Source organism: Actinophytocola gossypii (genome assembly GCF_025165815.1).
GTDB lineage: Bacteria > Actinomycetota > Actinomycetes > Mycobacteriales > Pseudonocardiaceae > Actinophytocola > Actinophytocola gossypii.
This window is the reverse complement of the sequence record NZ_JAFFZE010000006.1, coordinates 593,163-612,118: the sequence shown is the minus strand read 5'-3', so window position 1 is coordinate 612,118 and position 18,956 is coordinate 593,163. Positions and strand designations below refer to the sequence as shown.

The following is an 18,956-nucleotide window of genomic DNA, read 5'->3' as shown; positions in this document are numbered from 1 at the left end:
CGCTACTCGCCCGCCGCGCGCCGGTAGGGCATCCGGCCCGGCTCGTCGAGTTCGTCGAAGGTGGGGTCCTCGTCGTCGATGTCGACCAGGGTCGCGCCGGAGCGGGTCACGGGGGGCCTGGACGGGCCGTCGGACACGCGTTCCCTCGGGCCGAGGGCCTGCTCGGGGTCGTACGGCACGTACGGGTCCTCGCGGGGCTCGTGGGGCTCGTGGGGCTCGTACGCGTCGTCGTAGTCGTCCTCGGCGTAGGTGGGCTGGTCGGGCTCGTACGCGGGCGGTGGGACGTACGCCTGTTCGACCGGGCGCTGGCGCGCGGCGGCGGCCTGGGCGCGGCGGACGCGCTGCAGCCGGGCGAGGCGGCGCTCGCGGATCTCGGTCTCGATGCGGACCTGGCGCCGCAGGTAGACGAGGTAGGAGACGAGCACGACGTCGAGGGCGCCGTGCCCCCACCACAGCATGGGGAACGCGACGGCGGCCACCACGGCGGTGGCGATGGCGCCGATGATCATGGCGAGCACGACGCGCTGCCGGAAGGCGTACTTGGCCTTCGCGATGATGGCGGCGGCCTCGGGGTCGAAGCCGCCGCGGCCGGGGCGGTAGCGACGGGCGTACCCGAGGTCCGCCTCGTCGTAGTACCCGGTCATGTCCTCACCGTCGGCGTCATGGGCGGCATCCTCCGGGGCGTCGTCGACGTCATTGTCGTCCACCGCGGCATCGTCGTGCACGGCATCGTGCGATTCGGGCACACCGTCACCGAAATCCTCGTCGATACCGTCGGTGTCGCGCATGGCGGCCTCCTCGTCGCCGTACTCGCCGTACTCCGCCTCGTCCTCGGCCTCACCGCTCCCGCTCCGGACCACCCTGGCCGCCAGCTCGGAGTCCGCGGTCCGGGCGACCTCCTGGCGCTTGCGCACGATCATCGGCACGAGGACGACGAGCCACGCCAGCACGAGCGCGACCACGACAAGCGAGCTCGGCATGCCTCGACACCTCCCCCGTGACGATCCTCCCGCGACTTCCCACGCCACGCTAGTCACAACAGTCACATCAGTGTCGGAGGCGCGCCGAGGGGCACGCCGGGACGATCACACCAGCTCGGCGCGTCCCCCGGCGACCAAACCGGCCACGAGTCCATTCGGGACGTCCTCTGTGGTCAGTGCGAAACACACGTGGTCCCGCCAACCCCCGGCGACGTCGAGGTACCGGCGGAACACGCCCTCCTCGCGGAAGCCGAGCTTGCCGAGCACGCGCAGGCTCGGCTGGTTCTCCGGGCGCACGGTCGCCTCCAGCCGGTGCAGGCCGGCGGCGCCGAAACAGTGGTCGACCACCAGGGCCACGGCCGCGGTGGCCACGCCGCCCGCGGTCGCGTGCGTGCCGACCCAGTACCCGATCCAGGCCGAGCACAGCGCGCCGCGCACCACGTTGCCGACGGTGACCTGCCCGGCGAACTCGCCGTCCACGAGGATCACGAACGGCAGGGACATGCCACGGCGGCCGAGCCCGCGCAGGGTGGACCACTGGCCGGGCCAGGCGAGGGTGGCGTTGTTGTCGTTCCAGTTGCCGGGGACCGTCGGCTCCCAGCTCTCCAGGTGCAGGCGGTCGCGCCGGCGCACCCGGCTCCACGCGGTCGCGTCGAACAGCTTGGGGGCGCGCACCTCGACCACCCCGGCGGGCACGCGCAGCGGCCCCAACCTGGCCGGCCAACCGGGATGCCGCCCCTGCGGCACCGACCAACTCACCCCGCGGGCGTCCCTTCAGCCACGTTGTGCCAGGAAACTGACCTGTACCTCTTCACCGAGGACGATCTCGGTGGTCTCGTCGTCCACCAATATCAAACAGTTCGCCTCGGCGAGCGACGCGAGCAGGTGGGAGCCGGACATGCCGAGCGGCTGGGCGAGGTACTCGCCGTTGCTCTCGTCGCGCAGCAGCTGGCCGCGCAGGAACCCCCGGCGGCCCTTGACCGACGCGATCGGGGACAGCAGCCGGGCGGTGATCTGCCGGCGGTGCGGGTTGCGCTTGCCCTGCGCGGCCCGGATCAGCGGCCGCACCATGACCTCGAAGACGACCAGCGCGCTCATCGGGTTGGACGGCAGCAGGAAGGTCGGCACGGCGTCCGGGCCGAGCCGGCCGAACCCCTGCACCGAGCCGGGGTGCATGGCGACCCTGGTCATGTCGATGTCGCCGAGGTCGGACAGGGCCGAGCGGATCTCCTCGGCCAGCTCGCCGCCGACGCCGCCGGCGATCACGACGATCTCGCTGAGCAGCAGCCGGCCCTCGACGGTCTCGCGCAGCCGCCGGCTGTCGCTCGACACGATCCCGACCCGGTTCACCTCGGCCCCGGCGTCGCGGGCGGCGGCGGCGAGCGAGTACGAGTTGACGTCGTAGACCTGCCCCTGGCCAGGGGTCCGGTCGACGTCGATCAGCTCGTCGCCCAGCGAGATGATCGACACCCGTGGCCTCGGGTAGACCAGCACCTTCGACTTGCCGACCGCGGCGAGCAGTCCGACCTGGGCGGCGCCGATCGGCGCGCCGCGGCGCACCGCGACGTCGCCGGTCTGCACGTCCTCGCCGGTGCGCCGGACGAACGCGGCCGAGGGCACCGGCTGGTTGACGGTCACCCGGGCCTGGTGACCGTCGGTGTAGCCGATCGGCACGACGGCGTCGGCGAGCGTCGGCAGCGGTGCGCCGGTGTCGACGCGGACCGCCTGGCCGGGCTGCAGCCGCCGGGGCTGGCGCGACCCGGCCGGGATCTCGCCGACGACCGGCAGCAGCACCGGCTCGGTGCCGGCGGCCTGCACGTCCACGCTGCGCACGGCGTAGCCGTCCACGGCCGCCTGGTCGAAGCCGGGCAGCGCGTGCTCGGCGACGACCTCCTCGGCGCAGAGCAGGCCCTGCGCCTCGGAGATGGCCACCCGCACCGGCGCGGGCCGGACGGCGGCGGCAAGTGCCCTGCCGAGCTGCTCGTCGACTGACCTCATTCCCGACCCCGCCCTGTGTCGTTATTCCTGCACGCGCCCGCGCAACCACTCGCGCAGCTCAGGCCCATACTCGGGGTGAGCGAGCGCGAAGTCCACGGCGGCACGCAGGAAACCACCAGGATTGCCCAGGTCGTGACGTCCGCCGCGGTGCACCACGACGTGCACGGGGTGCCCTTCGGTGATCAGCATCGCGACCGCGTCGGTGAGCTGCAACTCGCCGCCCGCGCCCGGCGTGATCCGCTTGAGCGCGTCGAACACGGCCCGGTCGAGCAGGTAGCGGCCGGCCGCCGCGAAGGTCGAGGGGGCGTCCTCGACTTTCGGCTTCTCCACCATGCCGACGACCTTCTTGACGTCGGCGTCGTCGGTGTCCTCGACGTCGAAGACCCCGTAGGCGGAGATCTGCTCCTTCGGGATGTCGAACGCGCACAGCACGGTGCCACCGTGCTCGGCGCGGGCGCGGGCCATCCGCCCGAGGACGCCGGTCGGCAGGACCAGGTCGTCGGGCAGCAGCACGGCCACCACGTCGTCGTCTGGGTTCAGGTTGGGCTCGGCGCAGCTCACGGCGTGCCCGAGTCCGAGTGCCTCCTCCTGGATCGCGGTCTCCACCGACAGCAGGCCGGGTGCGCGGCGCACCTTGGCCAGCAGGTCGGTCTTCCCCCGCCGCTCGAGGGTGTCCTCGAGATCGGGTTGGGACTGGAAGTACTGGGCGACGGCGTCCTTGCCCGGTGAGGTCACGATCACCAGCCGGCTCGCGCCCGCCTCGGCGGCCTCGGCGGCGACGTACTCGATTCCCGGTGTGTCCACGACCGGCAGCAGTTCCTTCGGCACTGCCTTGGTCGTGGGCAGGAAACGGGTACCGAGCCCGGCGGCCGGCACGATGGCCGTTCTGATGCCGCTGACGGACGCGGAACCGGGTTCGGAACTGACTGCGGTAGATGGCGCCATGGACAGCCAGCCTAACCTCATGTCGTGGCCCGGCCTGGGAGTGATCGCGAACCGACAGCCGCGTTGACGAAGTGGCGGTGGCGCAAGGAGCTGCTCTCCGAGCGCCGCCGGGTGCCGGCAAGCGTCCGGTTCGCAGAGGCCATCTCCCTGTCCAGCCACCTGACCAGCGGTCGGGTCGTGCGACCCGGCCACACCGTCTGTGCCTTCGTCCCGATCGCCTCGGAGCCCGGCTCGGTCCAGATGCTGGACGAGCTGAACGACTTCGGCGCGCGGGTGCTGTTGCCGGTGGTCACCAGTCAAGGACCCCTCGAATGGGGCTGGTATGCGGGTAAGGACTCGCTGGTTCCGGGCCCGTACGGGCTGCGTGAGCCGAACGGCGAGTTGCTCGGCGTCACCGCCCTGCGGATCGCGGACATGGTGCTGGTGCCCGCGCTCGCCGTGGACCGCAACGGGATCCGGCTCGGACGGGGTGCCGGCCACTACGACCAGTCGCTTCCACTCGCGACCAACGGCACCGAGCTGGTGGCCATCGTGCGCGACCAGGAGATCTTCGAGGCCCTGCCGAGTGAGCCCCACGACGTGCGGATGACGGCGGTGCTCACGCCGAACCGGGGTCTGCTCCGGTTCGTGTGACGTATCCGGTCGTGTGATGTCGGCAGGATCGCTTGAGGATGTTTGCACTCCGGGCGCGCGCTGTCGCAGAATGGCCTTAGCACTCTCCCGAGTCGAGTGCCAGAACCGGGGAAGGAACGGCCCGTGCCCACCTACCAGTACGCATGCAAGGCTTGCGAGCACCGCTTCGAGGCGGTGCAGTCCTTCAGCGATGCTTCGCTGACCGAGTGCCCGGAGTGCTCCGGCCAGCTCCGCAAGCTCTACGGCTCGGTCGGTGTGGTGTTCAAGGGCAGTGGCTTCTATCGCAACGACAGCCGCTCGGAGTCGTCCTCGTCGGCCTCCGGCAAGCCGGAGTCCTCGTCGACCTCGTCCTCGTCCGAGAGCAAGTCCGAGTCGACCACCTCCACTTCTTCCTCGTCGTCGTCTGCTTCCTCGTCGAGCCCGTCCTCGTCATCGAGCTCGTCGTCCTCGTCAAGCAGTACCACGAGCAAGGCCGCGGTCGCGTCCTGACGATCCGAGTTATCCACAACCGCGCCACCAGGCCCAGTTGTCCACAGGAAGCGCCCTGACCTCCGCACATCCCGCGTTTCCGCCATAACGTCGCGGACATGAGATCCGCACTGACGCCCCTCACCAGGGACCGCCTCCGCCAACTGACCGCCGCCCGCGGTTGGCCACGCCTGCTCGCGCCGCGCCGGGTCGTCGCCGCGCTGCTCGTGCTGCTGGCCGCGGTGCTGGTGGTACGCCCACCGCCCCAGGCCCGAGGTGAGCCGACGGTGCCGATGCTGGTCGCCGCCCGCGACCTGGCGCCGGGTTCGAGCCTGCGCCCCGACGATGTCCGGATCGTCCGCGCCCCCGAGTCCTTACGCCCCGCCACCGCACTGACCACCGCCGAGCAGGCGACCGGTCGAGTGCTGGCGGGCGCCGCGTCCCGCGGCGAGCCGCTCACCAGCACCCGGCTCGTCGGCCGGGAGAACAGCCGCCTCGCCACCGGCGACCCGTCGGCGGTCGCCGTGCCGGTGCGGCTGGCCGATCCCCAGGTGGCCGCCCTGCTCACGCCCGGGGCGCGAGTGGACGTGGTGACGGTTTCCCCGGACAGCGCGACCGCCGGTGTGCTGCTCGCCGCGAACGCCACCGTCGTCACGGTCCGTGCGGAGCCCCCGGCCGACGCCGACCGCTCCGGCCGGCTGGTGGTGATCGCCGTGCCACGTGCGGATGCGACTCGCCTCGCGTCCGTGTCGTTGGGACAGCCGGTCGCGGTTACGCTGCGCTAGTGGTCGGGTGCTCGACGAGCACGGCTGCCGAGATTCGCTTCCGACGAGGGACAAGGAGCAGACATCGTGCTGAAGGGGTTCAAGGACTTCTTGATGCGCGGCAACGTGGTGGACCTGGCGGTCGCGGTGGTGATCGGTACCGCGTTCACGGCGATCATCACGTCGATCACCGAGCATCTGATCCAGCCACTGATCGCCGCGATCGGGGGCACGAACGTCAGCGGTCTGTCGTGGACCATCGTCGCCGGCAACGAGGCGTCCAGAATCGACTTCGCCGCCGTGATCACGGCCATGCTCAACTTCCTGATCGTCGCGGCGGTGGTGTACTTCCTGCTCGTCTTCCCGATGAAGAAGGTCCAGGAACGCCGAAAGCGGGGCGAGGAACCGGGCCCGTCCGAGCCCACCGACATCGAACTCCTGACCGAGATCCGCGACCTGCTCCAGCAGCAGTCCGGCCTGTCCCATTCCCAGCCCACACCCCAGCACGGATTCGCCCAGCAGAGCCCACCCCAACAGGCACCTCCCGGGCCGATGCCCCCGCAGCAGCCCCCGCTCCAGCAGCCACACACCCAGGCACCGCCCATGCAGCAGGCCCCGTCCCAAGCCCCACCGGCTCAGCAACCACCGACCCAAGCCCCACCGACCCAACAGCCACCGAACCAGCCACCACCGAACCAACAGCCACCGACCCAAGCCCCGCCGACCCAGCAACCACCGACCCAGCCACCACCGGTCCAACAGCCGCCCCACCAGCCTCCTGGCGACCAGGGCGGCTACCCGCCAAACCGCGGCTCCTGAAACAGCCGCCTACCACGAGGGCGCCCCGGTCAGCGACAGAGCAAGGCGCCCGCGAGGAGCCCGGCCGACGCCACGACGACGGGCTCGCCCTTCCGGTCGACTCCGGTGACCACGCGCACGCATGGCCGCCCACCGGCGTCAACGGCGAGCTGACCGCCGACACCGGTGACACGCGCGAGGTCGCCTGTCTGACCGTGTCGCATGCGCGGTGGGAGGCGGCGACCACGACGGGTAAGGCCCCGTCACCTCGACTGCGGGAGTGTGCGGCGGTGTCGACGCGCGAGCGCGCACGAGGCCGCTCGACCGCGCCGCGCGTTCACCGGCAGGTGCACGGCTCCGCCGCAAGCCGTGCCACGTACGAGACCATGAGGAGGTGACCGACGAGCCGAACCAGCGGGACCAGCGGGACCAACCGGGACGTGACCAGCGACGTCGCCAGCCGACCCGCCCGAACCTGGACGAGATCTTCGGCGACGTGCTCCCGGCCACCACGTCCGACGAGCGCGAACCCGAGCACCCGTCCGGCGACCGCGACGCGTGGTACGAGCGGAACCGCCCGCCGCATCACGACCGGGACTGAGACCTGGATCGAAGCCGGAATCGGCACTCGAGACCGGATCGGACCCCGACCGAACCGGAACCGACCCAAGACCGGGCCGGAACCGGCACGTCCCGCGCCAACCCACGCAACGTTGGGATGGGGCCTCGTCAGCCCGCGCAACGTCGGGATGGGCCTCGTCAGCCCGCGCAACGTCGGGATGGGCCTCGTCAGGCCGCGCAACGTCGGGCGGGGTCCACGTCGGGGCCGAACCATGCAGCCTCCGGGTCACGCCAGCCCACGCCACGTCGTACCGGACCACATCGGCCGGGCGGGCCGGCCACGCCGAACCGGCCGCGCTGAACGGGCCACGCCGAACCGGACCGAGCCGAACCAAGTCACGCCGAACCGGACCACGCCGAGCCGAGCCGGGCTGAGCCACGCCGGGCCGGACCACGCCGAACCGAGCCGAGCCGAGCCACGCCGGGCCGGACCACGCCGAACCGAGCCGGACCACGCCGAACCGAGCCGAGCCGAGCCACGCTGAGTCGGCCCGAGCCGGACCAGGGCCACAGCGGGCCAGGCGGCGCTGGGCCATGGCCGGGTTGCGCTTCAGCGGGCGCGCCGGACGGGGACGAGATCGGCGCCGGGAGTGAGAGCCGAGATCGAGACCGGGCTGGGGCTGGGCTGAACCGAGACCGGGCTTCTACGTGGCGTCCAATCCGGACAGCTCGTCGATCACGTGGGGGACCAGGGACGACAGGGTCGCCATGCCGTCCCTGACGGCGGTGCGGGAGCCGGCCAGGTTCACGACCAGGGTGCTGCCGGAGATGCCGACGAGCCCACGGGAGATGCCGCCGTCGACCGCGCCTGCGGCCAGGCCGGACGAGCGGATCGCCTCGGCTATGCCTGGGATGGGGCGGTCCAGGACGCCCTGGGTCGCGTCGGGGGTCACGTCTCGGGGGGAGACGCCGGTTCCGCCTACCGTGATCACCAGGTCGGCGCCGCCGATTACGGCGGTGTTCAGCGCGTTGCGGATGTCCACGGTCTCCCCGGCCACCGCGACGATGCCGTCGACGATGAAACCGTTCTCCTCGAGCAGCTCGGTGACCAGCGGGCCGACCGAATCCTCGTGCTCCCCATGGGCCACCCGGTCGTCGACGATCACGATGAGGGCCCTGCCGAGCCGCTGCGCGCTGCGTTCCATGTCTCCCACCGTAGTCGGGTCGGCCACTCGTTCGTGGAAAGGCCGCGCCGCGTGGGGACATCTGACGATTCGGTGACGCGGCGACCTCAAACGGCTCGGCAGACCACCACCCGCCATACCGTCGACGGCATGCGCGTTCTGATCACCGGTGCGGCCGGGTTCGTCGGCTCCCACGTCGCGGACAGCCTGGCCGAACGCGGCCATGACACCGTGCTGCTTGACAACCTTTCACCCAAGGCACACGGTCCACAGCCGACGGACACGCACCTCGTCGTCGGGGACGTTCGGGACGGGGAGTTGCTCGCCCGCCTGCTGCGCGGGGTCGACGTCGTCTGTCATCAGGCCGCCGTGGTGGGGCACGGGCTCGATCCTTCGGACGCCCCGGACTACGCCCTGCACAACGACTACGGCACCGCGGTGCTGCTCGCGGCCATGCATCGGGTCGGGGTGCGGCGGCTCGTGCTGGCCTCCTCGATGGTCGTCTACGGCGAGGGTCGTTATCGGTGCCCCAATCATGGCGAGGTTCGGCCTGGGCCTCGCCATCCGGACGACCTGGAACGGGGGCGGTTCGAGCCGCTTTGTCCGGATTGCGGGGCCGACCTGACCCCCGCCCTGGTCGGCGAGGACGCGGCCATCGACCCTCGCAGCACCTACGCCGCCACGAAGGCAGCTCAGGAACACCTGGCCTCGGCGTGGGCCAGGCAGACCGGCGGCGCCGTCTTGGCCCTGCGCTACCACAACGTCTACGGGCCCCGGATGCCCCGCGACACCCCCTATGCCGGCGTGGCCTCGCTGTTCCGCTCCGCCCTGCGGCGTGGCGAGGCGCCGACCGTGCTGGAGGACGGCCGCCAGCTCCGGGACTTCGTGCACGTCACCGACGTCGCGCTGGCCAACGCCCTCGCCGTCGAGACCGGCGAGACCGACGAGACCGGCAAGACCGGCGAGACCGGCGAGACCGGCGAGTCCGCGGCTCCGTCCGGCGCGCTGACCGCCGTGAACGTCTGCTCCGGCGAACCGCACACCGTCCTGGACATGGCCACCGAGCTGGCCTCGGCCTGTGACGGGCCCAGCCCTCGGGTCGTGGGCGGCGCCCGGCCGGGTGATGTTCGCCACGTGGTGGCCGATCCGGCCAGGGCCAGGAAACTGCTGGGGTTCACGGCCAGGACGCCGTTCGCGCGGGGGATCGCGGAGTTCGCGTCGGCCCCGCTGCGGGCACCCGCCGCCGTCACCGGATCGGTGTAACTTCCGCCGGCCCCGAGCGATACAAGATCGACGAACTCGGACGATCTGGGGGTCGATGTGGCTGGGCGTGTCCTGGGCGGCGTTCTGGCGGCCGCGCTCGCGGCGGGTGTGCTCGTGGCGATCGCCCCGGTGGCGAGCGGCGCGCCGATCGTGACCGGCGGCGTCGAGCGCGACAACGTCGACAACACGCACAGTCCCCGGACCACCGCCGAACTGGACGAGGAGCGCGCCGAGAACCCGCCGGCGATGGCGGCCGCCGATGTCGAGGGGATCGACGTCGCCAGCCACCAGCACCCGAACGGCGCCGCGATCGACTGGGGCCAGGTCGCCGGCGCGGGCTACCGGTCGGTCTCGATCAAGGCGTCCGAGGGGACCTACTACACGAACCCGTACTACGCCGGCGACCGGGCGGGCGCCGCCGCGGCCGGCATGTACACCTTCGCCTACCACTTCGCCATTCCGAACTGGAGCAACGGGACCGAACAGGCGGACTACTTCCTCGACCGGGCCGCCTACCGGCAGGACGGCGACACGCTGCCGCCCGCGTTGGACGTCGAGGCCAACCCGTACGTCGGCGACGACGGCACCGACGCGTGCTACGGCCTGAGCGACGCGCAGATGGTGGCCTGGATCCGGGACTTCCTGGCCGAGGTCAAGCGCCGCACCGGCGTCGACGCCATCATCTACACCAGCGCGAGCTGGTGGCGCGACTGCACCGGCGGGACCTCCGCGTTCGCCGGCCACCCGCTGTGGGTCGCCTCGTACGCGAGTACGCCGACCATGCCGCCGGGGTGGCCGGACTACACGATGTGGCAGTACACCAACCAGGGCTCCGTGCCAGGCATCGCCGCGGCCACCGACCTGAACTACATCAGCGGCGGCGAGGCCACCCTGAGCGCGCTCGCCACCCAGGCCGCCGACCCCGCCGGCTACACCGCGACCGACCCGGTGCGCGTGCTGGACACCCGCAACGCGGTCGGCGTCGGCACCCGCACCCCGCTGGGGCCGCGCGGCAGCGTCACGCTCGACCTCTCCGGACGGCTGCCCGCCACCGCGACGGCGGCGGTCCTGAACGTCACCGGCCTCGCGTCGGCGGCGACGTACGTGACGGTGTGGCCGAACGGAGCACCGCGACCCTCCGTGTCCAACCTGAACCTGACCGGGGACGAGACGCGCCCCAACCTGGTGACGGTCAAGGTCGGGGCCGACCGCCAGGTCCGGTTGTACAACCACAACGGGAACACGCACCTGCTCGCCGACCTCGCCGGCTGGTACGCGACCGACGCGACCGGGCTGTTCACGCCGCAGGCGCCCGAGCGGGTGCTCGACACCCGGCCGGGTGCACCGCTCGGCACGCGCACCACCCGCACCCTGGACCTGGCGCCGTTCGTCCCGGCGGACGCGACGGCGGTGACGCTGAACCTGACCGGCGTCGGCGCGACGGGCACCACCTACGTCTCGGCCTGGCCGTCCGGGCAGCCGCGACCGGCGGTGTCGAACCTCAACCTGGCCGACGCGAACGCCACCCCGAACCTGGTCACGGTCAAGCTGGGCGACGACCGGGCGGTCGACCTGTACAACCACTGGGGCACGGTGGACCTGCTCGCCGACCTGGCCGGCTGGTACGCCCCGGGCGCCGGCTCGTCGTTCGTCGCGGTCACGCCGTGGCGGCTGCTCGACACCCGGACCAAGGCGGTGACCTGGGTGCCCACCGGCGGCACCGGCCACTCGATCGCGCTGGACACCACGGACACCGCCGACGTCACCGGCGCGGTGGTCAACCTGACCGGCGTCTCCCCGAGCACCGCCACGTACGTCACGGCGCACCCGAGGACGTCGGCCACCCCGGCCCGCCCCGGCGCCTCGAACCTGAACCTCGTCCGCGGCCAGACCGCGTCGAACCTGGCGTCGACCTCGGTCGGCCCGGACGGCGAGGTGTGGCTGTACAACAACGCCGGCACGGTCGACCTGATCGCCGACGTGGCCGGCTACTTCACGCGCTGAACCGGCCGTCGGACGCCGGTAGCGCGGTCACCGGACGGCCAGCGGCAGGCGGACCTCGAAGCGGCAGCCAGGACCCTGGTTGCGGGCGGCGATCCGGCCGCGGTGGGCCTCCACCAGGCCCTTCGCGATCGCCAGGCCCAGACCGGCACCGGGCTGCGCGTCGGGAGTCAGGGTCGGGGTGCGGGCGGCCGAGCCGCGGAAGGCCACGTCGAACACGCGGTCCAGCTCGGCGTCCGGGATGCCGCCGCAGCCGTCGGCGACGGACAGCACCGCGTCGTGGCCGTCGACGCCGAGCTGGACCGCCACCGTGCCGTCGGGCGGGGTGTGCCGGATGGCGTTGGAGACCAGGTTGCGGACCACCCGGGCCAGCTCCGGGTCGCTGCCCAACACCACCGGCTCGGTGGCCGCCTCGGCCGCGACCCGCACCCGTTTGCGTTGCGCGATCGGCGCCTGGGCGGCCAGCACGTCGCTCACCACCTCCCCCAGCGCCACCTGCGACATGGTCAGCCGCAGCGCGCCCGCCGTGATGCGGGACAGCTCGAACAGGTCGTCGACCATGCCGGCCAGGCGCCTGCTCTCCCCGCCGATCCGGGTGGCGTAGCCGGCGACCTCCCTTGGCGAGGACACCACGCCGTCCGCCAGCGCCTCGGCCATAGCGCGGATGCCGGCCAGCGGGGTGCGCAGGTCGTGGCTGATCCAGGCGACCAGCTCGCGGCGGGACGCCTCCGCCGCGCGTTCCCGCTCGCGGGCCTCCCGCTCCCACACGCTCCGCCGGGCGATCGCGTGGCCGAGGAGCAGCGCCACGGGCAGCGTCACCAGCACCACCAGCAGGCACACCAGCGCCATCGTGGTCAGGGTCGCGTTGAACATGAAGCCGCTGACGCCCAGCACCCCGGCCATCAACGCGACCACCGGGACCAGCACCAGCACGGTCATCGTCGTGGTCAGCGAGCCCCGGCGGACCCAGTAGAGGACCCCGGCCCCGAGCGCGACCACCGGGAGGACCAGCGCGAGCGCCACCGGCAGGATGTGCAGGGCGTGGGTGAGCAGCTCGCCGAACGACTCGCTCGGGTCGATCATCTGGCTACGGTGCGGCGTCATAGCGGTACCCCACCCCCCACACGGTCGCGATCCGCCTCGGCTTCGCGGGGGCGGGCTCGATCTTCTCCCGCAACCGTCGCACGTGGACGGTCACAGTGGACTGGTCGCCGAAGTCCCAGCCCCACACCCGTTCCAACAGCTGTTCGCGGGTGAACGCCTCACCCGGGTGGGACAGCAGGAACGCCAGCAGGTCGAACTCCCTGGTGGTCAGCGCCAGCTCCGCGCCACCGAGGGACGCCGTGCGGGCGGGAAGGTCGACGCGCAGGTCGCCGTCGGTCAGCACCCTGGCGGCCGCGGCGGGCGGGGCGGCGGCGCGACGCAGCACCGACGACACCCGCAGGGCCAGCTCGCGGGGGCTGAACGGCTTGGTCACGTAGTCGTCGGCGCCCAGCTGCAAGCCGGCGATCCGGTTCTCCTCCTCGCCGAGCGCGGTCAGCATCACCACCGGGACCGCGCTGGTCGCCCGGAGCCGCCGGCACACCTCGAGGCCGTCGATGCCGGGCAGCATCAGGTCGAGCACCACCAGGTCGGGCTCGTTCCGCGCGATCCAGGCCAGCGCGTCCTCGCCGTTGTCGGCGAGCGCCACCTGGTGCCCGGCGAGCTCCAGGTAGCGGCGCACCACGTCCCGGACGGTGAGGTCGTCGTCCACGACGAGCACCCTCGACGGCGCGTTCATCCTCACCTACCAGTTCGTCAGCAGCACATGGTTGACCGCGAGCGCGGTCGCGGCCTGGGCGGCCAGCCACCACCGCCGGGACCCGCCCGGCAGCGTGGCGGCGGCCACCGCCAGCCACACCGCGAACGGTAGCCAAATCCGCTCGGTCTCCGCCTTCGACAGCCCGGACAGGTCCGCGGCCAGCACCGCGAGCGCCGCGCCGCGGGCCAGCGCGGGCACCGGCGACGGACGCGGCACCAGGAACTCCGGTGCCGTCCGCCGCAGTCCGGCGGCGACCGCGGGGCCGACGGCGAGCGCCAGGCAGGCCAGGTTCGCCCACACCCAGTACCAGTACGGCCGGGCCGAGGCGATGCCGTCGTGGTACCGCCGCACCAGCAGGTCGTAGCCGTCCAGCCACCAGAACCCGGCCAGCGCGAACACCCCGGCGACCGCCAGCGCGGCCGGCACCGCGTAGGCCAGCGCCCGCCAGCACCGCGTCACCAGCACCACCGCCAGCGCGACCGGTGCCATCAGCACCAGCCCGTAGGACAGGAAGACCGACCAGCCGAGCACCGCGCCACCCGCCGCGCACAGCCACCACCGGCGCCGGGCCGCGCCGAGCGCGAACAGCAGCACGCCGACGGCGGCGACCCCGGCGAACATGGCGTCCGCGGAGACCCCGAGCCACACCGCGCCCGGCAGCAGGCACCCGAACGGGATCGCGGCGCGGGCCTGGTCGACGCGGCCGAGGACGGCCACCGTGGCCGGCACGGCGACCGCGACCAGGCCGGCGACCGCGACGCAGAACAACGCGGCCGCGGTCGGGCCGCCGAGCCCGATGCGGTCCAGCCAGACGAAGGTCAGGGTGGCGCCCGGCGGGTGGCCGGACACGTGCGTGGTCCACGAGTCCGGTTGCCCGGCCGGGATCCTGGCGGCGAACTCGCGGAGCATCGCCGGGATGTCGGTGATCCCGGGCACCTCGTGCAGGTACTCCTCGCGGGTCTCCAGCCGGTGCACCACGCCCGGCCGCCACCCGTCCACCAGCGCCAGCGCGAGGATCCACGCCACCGACGTCAGGTACGCGACCGCGAGCACCGCCCGCCAGCGCAGCCGTTCGGCGAGCGCCGGACCCCAGGCGACCACGGCGGCGGCGACCAGCACGGCCAGCAGCGTGCCCGGGCCGACGTGCGGGGACAGGTGGCCGAGGACCGGGTACTCGCCGAAGCTCGGCGACGCGCCCGGGAACCGCTCGCCGCCGTGGAGCCGGGCGCCGGTGAGCATGCCGACCACGAGCGCGGCGGCCACCAGCAGCAGCGCGCAGGCACCGGCGACGAGGTCGGCACGGTGTCCGGTGCTGGTCGCCTCCTGGCGGGTCACGGCGGTGGTCACGGGGTGGACCGTAGGCCGCCCGGCGGATCCGCGCGCGGTGCGGCGGCGATCCGTCAGCACTCGGTAAGAACTCGGGCGACGTCATACTTCGGTAAGCGCCGCAACGCTTTCCGTCCGTCCCGGGTGGACCTAGCTTCGTTCGCATGAACGCTGTCGACGTGGTGCTGCCGTGCCTGGACGAGGCCGCCGCACTGCCCGGGGTGCTGGCGGCGATGCCCGCCGGCTACCGACCGATCGTGGTGGACAACGGCTCCACCGACGGCTCGCCCGAGGTCGCCGCCGAGCACGGCGCGGTCGTGCTGCGCGAGCCGAGGAAGGGCTACGGCGCCGCCGTCCACACCGGACTCCTCGCGGCCCGGTCGGAAACCGTCTGCTTCCTCGACGCCGACGGGTCGCTGGACCCCGCGTCGCTGGTCGCGCTGGTGGCGGCCGTGAACGACGGGGCGCGGCTCGCGGTCGGCCGCCGGGTCCCGGTGGCGCGCGGGGTGTGGCCGTGGCACGCACGGGCCGGGAACCGGGTGCTGGCGGCGATGCTGCGTCGTCGGGGGGTGCCGGTGTCCGACATCGCTCCGGCGCGCGCGGTCCGGCGACGCGACCTGCTGGAACTCGGGGTGACCGACCGGGCGTTCGGCTACCCGCTGGAGCTGCTGTTGCGGGCGGCGCGGGCGCGCTGGCCGGTGGTGGAGCTGGACGTGCCGTACCGGCCGAGAGCGGCGGGCACCCGGTCGAAGGTGTCCGGTTCGGTGCGCGGCACGGCGCGCGCGGTCCGGGACATGGCGGCGGTGCTGCGATGACGGCGCCGGACGCGTGCCTGCTGGTGGTGGCGAAGGCCCCCGTGCCCGGGCTGGCGAAGACCCGGCTGGCCAGGTCGGTCGGCGACCGGGTGGCGGCCGGGCTGGCCGCGGCGGCGCTGCTCGACACGCTGGCCGCGGTGCTCGCGGTGCCCGGGACGTTGCCGGTGGTGGCGATGACCGGGTCGCTGCCGGCGGCCGAGCGGTCCGCGGAGCTGACCGCGGTGCTGTCGTCGTGCACGGTCGTCCCGCAGCGCGGCGCGGACCTCGGCGAGCGGCTGGCTAACGCGCACGCGGAGGCGGGCGGGCTGTTCCCGGGCGTGCCGGTGTTCCAGATCGGCATGGACACCCCGCAGCTGCGGCCGGAGGTGCTGACCGGGGCGGTGGTGCGGCTGCTCGCCGAGGACACCGACGCGGTGCTCGGCCCGGCGACCGACGGCGGCTGGTGGGGCCTCGGCCTGCGCTCCCCCGCCGCGGCGTCGGTGCTGCGCACGGTGCCGACGTCCCGCCCGGACACCGGCAGCCGGACGCTGTTCGCCCTGCGTGGCAAGGGTCTTCGGGTGCGCCGGCTGCTCGCGATGTCCGATGTGGACACGATGGCGGACGCCGCGCGGGTGGCGGCGACGGCGCCGGGCACGCACTTCGCCCGGGCGTACTCGGCGGTGGCGTCGTGAACACCGTGATCGCCGCGGACGAGTTCGCGCCCGGACTGCTCGGCCGGCGGTGCTGGCTGGAGCTGGCGACGGGTGAGCGGATCGTGTTGCCGACCGAGCGGTGGCGGGCGGCGCCGTCACCGGGCGACGAGCTGCTGCTGCGGCACTGCACAGGCCCGACGCTGGACGTCGGGTGCGGGCCCGGACGGTTGACCGCGGCGCTGCTGGCGCGCGGGGTGCCGGCGCTGGGCACGGACGTGTCGCCGGTGGCGGTGCGGCTGGCGACCGAGGCCGGCGCGCCCGCGGTGCGGCGGGACGTGTTCGAGCCGCAGCCCGGCGAGGGGACGTGGCGGCACGCGCTGCTGGCCGACGGCAACATCGGCATCGGCGGCGACCCGGTCCGGCTGCTGCGCCGGGTGCGGGAGCTGTTGTGCGACAAGGGCAGCGCGCTGGTCGAGGTGGATCCGCCGGGTGGCGGGGTGCGGCACGGGCGGGTGCGGGTGGCGACGGCGACCCCCGAGCGCGGCCGGTGGTTCGACTGGGCGTGGGTGGCCGCGGACGCGGTGGCCGACGTCGCCGGGGAGGCCGGTATGTCGACGGGCTGGGTGCGCGCGGCGGGCGGCCGCTGGTTCGCGGAGGTGGGCCGATGAGGGTGCGTGTTCCCGAGTTTCGTGGCGCCGCACACGACGAGCGGGTGACCGTGCGGATCGGTCTCTGGCTGGGGGTGTCGTTCGGGATCTGTTTCCTGACCGGGTTGTTGAGCCACTTCGCCCAGCGCGGGAGCTACTGGCCGTCCGCGCCGGCCGACCTGTACCGGATCACGCAGGGCGTGCACGTGGTCAGCGGGGTCGCGTCGGTTCCGCTGCTGCTGGCCAAGCTGTGGAGCGTCTACCCGAAGCTGTTCGGCCGGCCGCTGGTGCGGTCGCTGCCGCACGCGCTGGAGCGGGCGTCGATCCTGGTGCTGTCCGGAGCGGCGTTCTTCGAGGTGGTCACCGGGCTGTTCAACGTGGCGCAGAACTACGTGTGGGGGTTCGGGTTCGTCGAGGCGCACCACACGGTGGCCTGGGTGGCGATCGGCTCGGTGCTGGTGCACGTGGCGGTGAAGCTGCCGGTCGTGCGGCGCGGCCTGTCCCGGCTGGACCGCGAGCCGGCGCCGGTGCTGTCCCGGCGGCAGTTCCTGCGCAGCACCTGGCTGGCGACCGGGGTGGCGGTGGTGGCGACGGCGGGTGCGACGGTGCCGGCGCTGCGGGACGTGTCGGTGCTGTCCTGGCGGTCGGCGCGTGGTCCGCAGGGCGTGCCGGTGAACCGCACCGCGCGGGCCGCCGGCGTGACCGAGGTCGACGACACGTGGCGGCTGACCGTGGGCATGCGGGAGTTCTCCCTCGCCGAGTTGCGGGCGCTGCCGCAGTCGACGGAGACGCTGCCGATCGCGTGCGTGGAGGGGTGGAGCCAGTCCGCGACGTGGACCGGCGTGCCGGTGGCCGACCTGCTGCGGCTGGCGGGGGTGGCGCCGGGTGCGCGGGTGCGGGTGTCGTCGCTGGAGGAGCGCGGGGCGTACCGGACGAGCGAGCTGCCGGGGACGCACTCGGACGATCCGAGGACGCTGCTCGCGCTGCGGCTGAACGGCGAGGTGCTGTCGCCGGACCACGGGTACCCGTGCCGGCTGATCGCGCCGAGCCGGCCCGGGGTGTTGCAGACGAAGTGGGTCACGCGGCTGGAGGTGGCGTAGGTGCGGGTCGTGTTGGCGGTCCTGGGGGTGGCGGCGCTGGCCTGGGGCGCGTGGCTGGCGGTGGAGTCGGTGTCGGTGCCGGCGTTGCTGTGGTTCGCCGGGGGGCCGGTGGTGCACGACGCCGTGGTGGCGCCGCTGGTCGGGGTGGTCGGGTTGGCGGTGGCCCGGTTCGTGCCGGAGCGCTGGCGTGCGCCGGTGGCGGTGGGGGCGGTGTCGAGCGGGGTGCTGGTGGTGCTGGCGGTGCCGCTGCTGTGGCGGCCGTACGGGGTGCCGGAGAACCCGGGCCTGCACGACCGGGACTACGTGCTGGGGTTGGCGGTGGCGCTGGGCGTGGTGTGGGTGGGGGTGCTGGTCAGTGGCCTGGCCAGACCACGTCGTCGAGGAACCTCTCGACGGCGGTGACGACCTGCCCGAGGACGGCGGCGGAGGCGGCAAGGGGGCCGGGTAGGTACATCCCGTGGTCGGCCCCGTCGATCTCGAGGACGTGCGGGGAGAGGTCACGGGCGAGGTCGCCGTCCCAGAACCGGTCGGCGGTGCCGCCGACGAGCAGGGCGGGGGCGGTGGCGCGGCGGAGCGCGTCGACGACCGGGGCGACGGTGAGCAGCGGGGTGAGCCAGACGGCCGGCAACCGGTGCTCGGCGGCGACGACGGCGGCGTGGGTACCGAGCGATTTGCCGATGAGGAGCGGGCGGGTGTCGACGGGCGGGACCTGAGCGGTGACCCAGGAGGTGACGTCGTCAGGCGGGATGGCGCCGGGCTCGTAGGGCGGATCCCAGGTGACGTGGCGAACGGAGCCGCCACGAGCCTCGACGGCATCGGCGGCATACATGAGAAGGGGCGCCTGCGGCCCGTACCGCCCACCCGGCAACACGATCGCGGTATGCCTCACGCGGCCGACGGTACCGACACCGACCAGGATTCCGATCGGACTGTGGTCGTGCGAGGCGCCGCACGCGGGCGAGCGAGGGGTTGACCGTCCGCGTGCGGCGCCGTTCGCAGAGCCCTCGAGGAGCTCTTCCGGCTCGGGGGCATCGAGCCGG

20 protein-coding genes and 1 pseudogene are annotated in these 18,956 nt (G+C 73.3%); 12 read left to right on the top strand and 9 right to left on the bottom strand.

The window, feature by feature from the left end; all coding sequences use genetic code 11:
* Positions 1 to 2: 2 nt before the first annotated feature.
* From sepX to JT362_RS07560, 4 genes are all read right to left on the bottom strand, one after another.
* Positions 3 to 980, bottom strand: a complete 978-nt coding sequence (sepX, locus tag JT362_RS07575; protein WP_260190301.1) for a divisome protein SepX/GlpR — start codon at positions 978 to 980, stop codon at positions 3 to 5.
* A gap of 105 nt (positions 981 to 1,085) precedes the next feature.
* On the bottom strand, positions 1,086 to 1,739 hold the full coding sequence (locus JT362_RS07570; RefSeq protein WP_260190300.1) for a GNAT family N-acetyltransferase: 654 nt from the start codon (positions 1,737 to 1,739) through the stop codon (positions 1,086 to 1,088).
* 15 nt (positions 1,740 to 1,754) lie between these two features.
* The gene (gene glp, locus JT362_RS07565) at positions 1,755 to 2,978 is read right to left on the bottom strand and encodes a molybdotransferase-like divisome protein Glp (RefSeq protein ID WP_260190299.1); all 1,224 of its coding nucleotides are present in this window, start codon (positions 2,976 to 2,978) and stop codon (positions 1,755 to 1,757) included.
* A 21-nt stretch (positions 2,979 to 2,999) separates the two neighbouring features.
* Positions 3,000 to 3,923 (bottom strand): UTP--glucose-1-phosphate uridylyltransferase, encoded by a 924-nt coding sequence (locus tag JT362_RS07560; protein WP_260190298.1) that lies wholly within the window; start codon positions 3,921 to 3,923, stop codon positions 3,000 to 3,002.
* A gap of 24 nt (positions 3,924 to 3,947) precedes the next feature.
* Between JT362_RS07560 and JT362_RS07555 the strand changes: the two genes are divergently transcribed.
* The 5 genes and pseudogenes from JT362_RS07555 (at position 3,948) to JT362_RS07535 (ending at position 7,187) form a co-directional block, all read left to right on the top strand.
* Entirely contained in the window at positions 3,948 to 4,556 is a 609-nt protein-coding gene (locus JT362_RS07555; protein WP_260190296.1) for a 5-formyltetrahydrofolate cyclo-ligase, read from the top strand.
* 123 nt (positions 4,557 to 4,679) lie between these two features.
* Positions 4,680 to 5,045: an FmdB family zinc ribbon protein gene (locus JT362_RS07550; protein ID WP_260190295.1), complete on the top strand. Its 366-nt coding sequence runs from the start codon at positions 4,680 to 4,682 to the stop codon at positions 5,043 to 5,045.
* 98 nt (positions 5,046 to 5,143) lie between these two features.
* Complete coding sequence (locus tag JT362_RS07545; RefSeq protein WP_260190294.1) at positions 5,144 to 5,809, top strand: SAF domain-containing protein; 666 nt, start codon at positions 5,144 to 5,146, stop codon at positions 5,807 to 5,809.
* Positions 5,810 to 5,875: 66 nt separating this feature from the next.
* A pseudogene (gene mscL / locus JT362_RS07540) lies at positions 5,876 to 6,295 on the top strand (large-conductance mechanosensitive channel protein MscL); the annotation flags it as partial.
* Positions 6,296 to 6,980: 685 nt separating this feature from the next.
* Positions 6,981 to 7,187 carry a hypothetical protein gene (locus JT362_RS07535; protein ID WP_260190293.1) on the top strand — a complete coding sequence of 69 codons (207 nt, stop codon included), beginning with the start codon at positions 6,981 to 6,983 and terminating at the stop codon, positions 7,185 to 7,187.
* 664 nt (positions 7,188 to 7,851) lie between these two features.
* Here the strand turns inward: JT362_RS07535 and JT362_RS07530 are convergent.
* Positions 7,852 to 8,352, bottom strand: coding sequence for a MogA/MoaB family molybdenum cofactor biosynthesis protein (locus tag JT362_RS07530; protein ID WP_260190292.1), 501 nt, complete (start codon positions 8,350 to 8,352; stop codon positions 7,852 to 7,854).
* A 129-nt stretch (positions 8,353 to 8,481) separates the two neighbouring features.
* On the opposite strand from JT362_RS07530, the gene JT362_RS07525 reads away from it, so the two are divergent.
* Positions 8,482 to 9,594 carry an NAD-dependent epimerase/dehydratase family protein gene (locus JT362_RS07525; protein WP_260190291.1) on the top strand — a complete coding sequence of 371 codons (1,113 nt, stop codon included), beginning with the start codon at positions 8,482 to 8,484 and terminating at the stop codon, positions 9,592 to 9,594.
* A gap of 57 nt (positions 9,595 to 9,651) precedes the next feature.
* Positions 9,652 to 11,598 carry a GH25 family lysozyme gene (locus JT362_RS07520; protein ID WP_260190290.1) on the top strand — a complete coding sequence of 649 codons (1,947 nt, stop codon included), beginning with the start codon at positions 9,652 to 9,654 and terminating at the stop codon, positions 11,596 to 11,598.
* Between the two features lie 27 nt (positions 11,599 to 11,625).
* On the opposite strand, the gene JT362_RS07515 is transcribed toward JT362_RS07520, so the two are convergent.
* Genes JT362_RS07515 through JT362_RS07505 form a run of 3 tightly spaced genes read right to left on the bottom strand, consistent with a single transcriptional unit; the run spans position 11,626 to position 14,743 of the window.
* Complete coding sequence (locus JT362_RS07515; RefSeq protein ID WP_260190289.1) at positions 11,626 to 12,678, bottom strand: sensor histidine kinase; 1,053 nt, start codon at positions 12,676 to 12,678, stop codon at positions 11,626 to 11,628.
* Positions 12,679 to 12,682: 4 nt separating this feature from the next.
* Positions 12,683 to 13,375: a response regulator transcription factor gene (locus tag JT362_RS07510; protein ID WP_260190288.1), complete on the bottom strand. Its 693-nt coding sequence runs from the start codon at positions 13,373 to 13,375 to the stop codon at positions 12,683 to 12,685.
* Positions 13,376 to 13,381: 6 nt separating this feature from the next.
* A complete protein-coding gene (locus JT362_RS07505) occupies positions 13,382 to 14,743 on the bottom strand; it encodes a hypothetical protein (protein WP_260190287.1) in 1,362 nt (453 codons plus the stop codon).
* Between the two features lie 143 nt (positions 14,744 to 14,886).
* On the opposite strand from JT362_RS07505, the gene JT362_RS07500 reads away from it, so the two are divergent.
* Genes JT362_RS07500 through JT362_RS07480 form a run of 5 tightly spaced genes read left to right on the top strand, consistent with a single transcriptional unit; the run spans position 14,887 to position 18,318 of the window.
* Positions 14,887 to 15,537: a glycosyltransferase family 2 protein gene (locus tag JT362_RS07500; protein WP_260190286.1), complete on the top strand. Its 651-nt coding sequence runs from the start codon at positions 14,887 to 14,889 to the stop codon at positions 15,535 to 15,537.
* Positions 15,534 to 16,208, top strand: a complete 675-nt coding sequence (locus JT362_RS07495) for a TIGR04282 family arsenosugar biosynthesis glycosyltransferase (RefSeq protein WP_260190285.1) — start codon at positions 15,534 to 15,536, stop codon at positions 16,206 to 16,208. The genes JT362_RS07500 and JT362_RS07495 overlap by 4 nt, the downstream gene beginning before the upstream one ends.
* On the top strand, positions 16,205 to 16,837 hold the full coding sequence (locus JT362_RS07490; RefSeq protein WP_260190284.1) for a methyltransferase domain-containing protein: 633 nt from the start codon (positions 16,205 to 16,207) through the stop codon (positions 16,835 to 16,837). The genes JT362_RS07495 and JT362_RS07490 overlap by 4 nt, the downstream gene beginning before the upstream one ends.
* The gene (locus tag JT362_RS07485) at positions 16,834 to 17,916 is read left to right on the top strand and encodes a molybdopterin-dependent oxidoreductase (protein WP_260190283.1); all 1,083 of its coding nucleotides are present in this window, start codon (positions 16,834 to 16,836) and stop codon (positions 17,914 to 17,916) included. The genes JT362_RS07490 and JT362_RS07485 overlap by 4 nt, the downstream gene beginning before the upstream one ends.
* Complete coding sequence (locus tag JT362_RS07480) at positions 17,917 to 18,318, top strand: hypothetical protein (protein ID WP_260190281.1); 402 nt, start codon at positions 17,917 to 17,919, stop codon at positions 18,316 to 18,318.
* On the opposite strand, the gene JT362_RS07475 is transcribed toward JT362_RS07480, so the two are convergent.
* Positions 18,269 to 18,805, bottom strand: coding sequence for an alpha/beta fold hydrolase (locus tag JT362_RS07475; RefSeq protein WP_260190280.1), 537 nt, complete (start codon positions 18,803 to 18,805; stop codon positions 18,269 to 18,271). The two genes, JT362_RS07480 and JT362_RS07475, sit on opposite strands and share 50 nt — an antisense overlap.
* Positions 18,806 to 18,956 lie beyond the last annotated feature (151 nt).

Excerpts from the sequence above, each read along its gene's own strand:
- JT362_RS07485 (WP_260190283.1), top strand. The coding sequence starts at position 16,834 with ATGAGGGTGCGTGTTCCCGAGTTTCGTGGCGCCGCACACGACGAGCGG.
- glp (WP_260190299.1), bottom strand. The coding sequence starts at position 2,978 with ATGAGGTCAGTCGACGAGCAGCTCGGCAGGGCACTTGCCGCCGCCGTC.
- JT362_RS07525 (WP_260190291.1), top strand. The coding sequence starts at position 8,482 with ATGCGCGTTCTGATCACCGGTGCGGCCGGGTTCGTCGGCTCCCACGTC.
- JT362_RS07500 (WP_260190286.1), top strand. The coding sequence starts at position 14,887 with ATGAACGCTGTCGACGTGGTGCTGCCGTGCCTGGACGAGGCCGCCGCA.
- JT362_RS07515 (WP_260190289.1), bottom strand. The coding sequence starts at position 12,678 with ATGATCGACCCGAGCGAGTCGTTCGGCGAGCTGCTCACCCACGCCCTG.
- JT362_RS07560 (WP_260190298.1), bottom strand. The coding sequence starts at position 3,923 with ATGGCGCCATCTACCGCAGTCAGTTCCGAACCCGGTTCCGCGTCCGTC.
- JT362_RS07495 (WP_260190285.1), top strand. The coding sequence starts at position 15,534 with ATGACGGCGCCGGACGCGTGCCTGCTGGTGGTGGCGAAGGCCCCCGTG.
- JT362_RS07510 (WP_260190288.1), bottom strand. The coding sequence starts at position 13,375 with ATGAACGCGCCGTCGAGGGTGCTCGTCGTGGACGACGACCTCACCGTC.
- JT362_RS07530 (WP_260190292.1), bottom strand. The coding sequence starts at position 8,352 with ATGGAACGCAGCGCGCAGCGGCTCGGCAGGGCCCTCATCGTGATCGTC.
- JT362_RS07545 (WP_260190294.1), top strand. The coding sequence starts at position 5,144 with ATGAGATCCGCACTGACGCCCCTCACCAGGGACCGCCTCCGCCAACTG.
- sepX (WP_260190301.1), bottom strand. The coding sequence starts at position 980 with ATGCCGAGCTCGCTTGTCGTGGTCGCGCTCGTGCTGGCGTGGCTCGTC.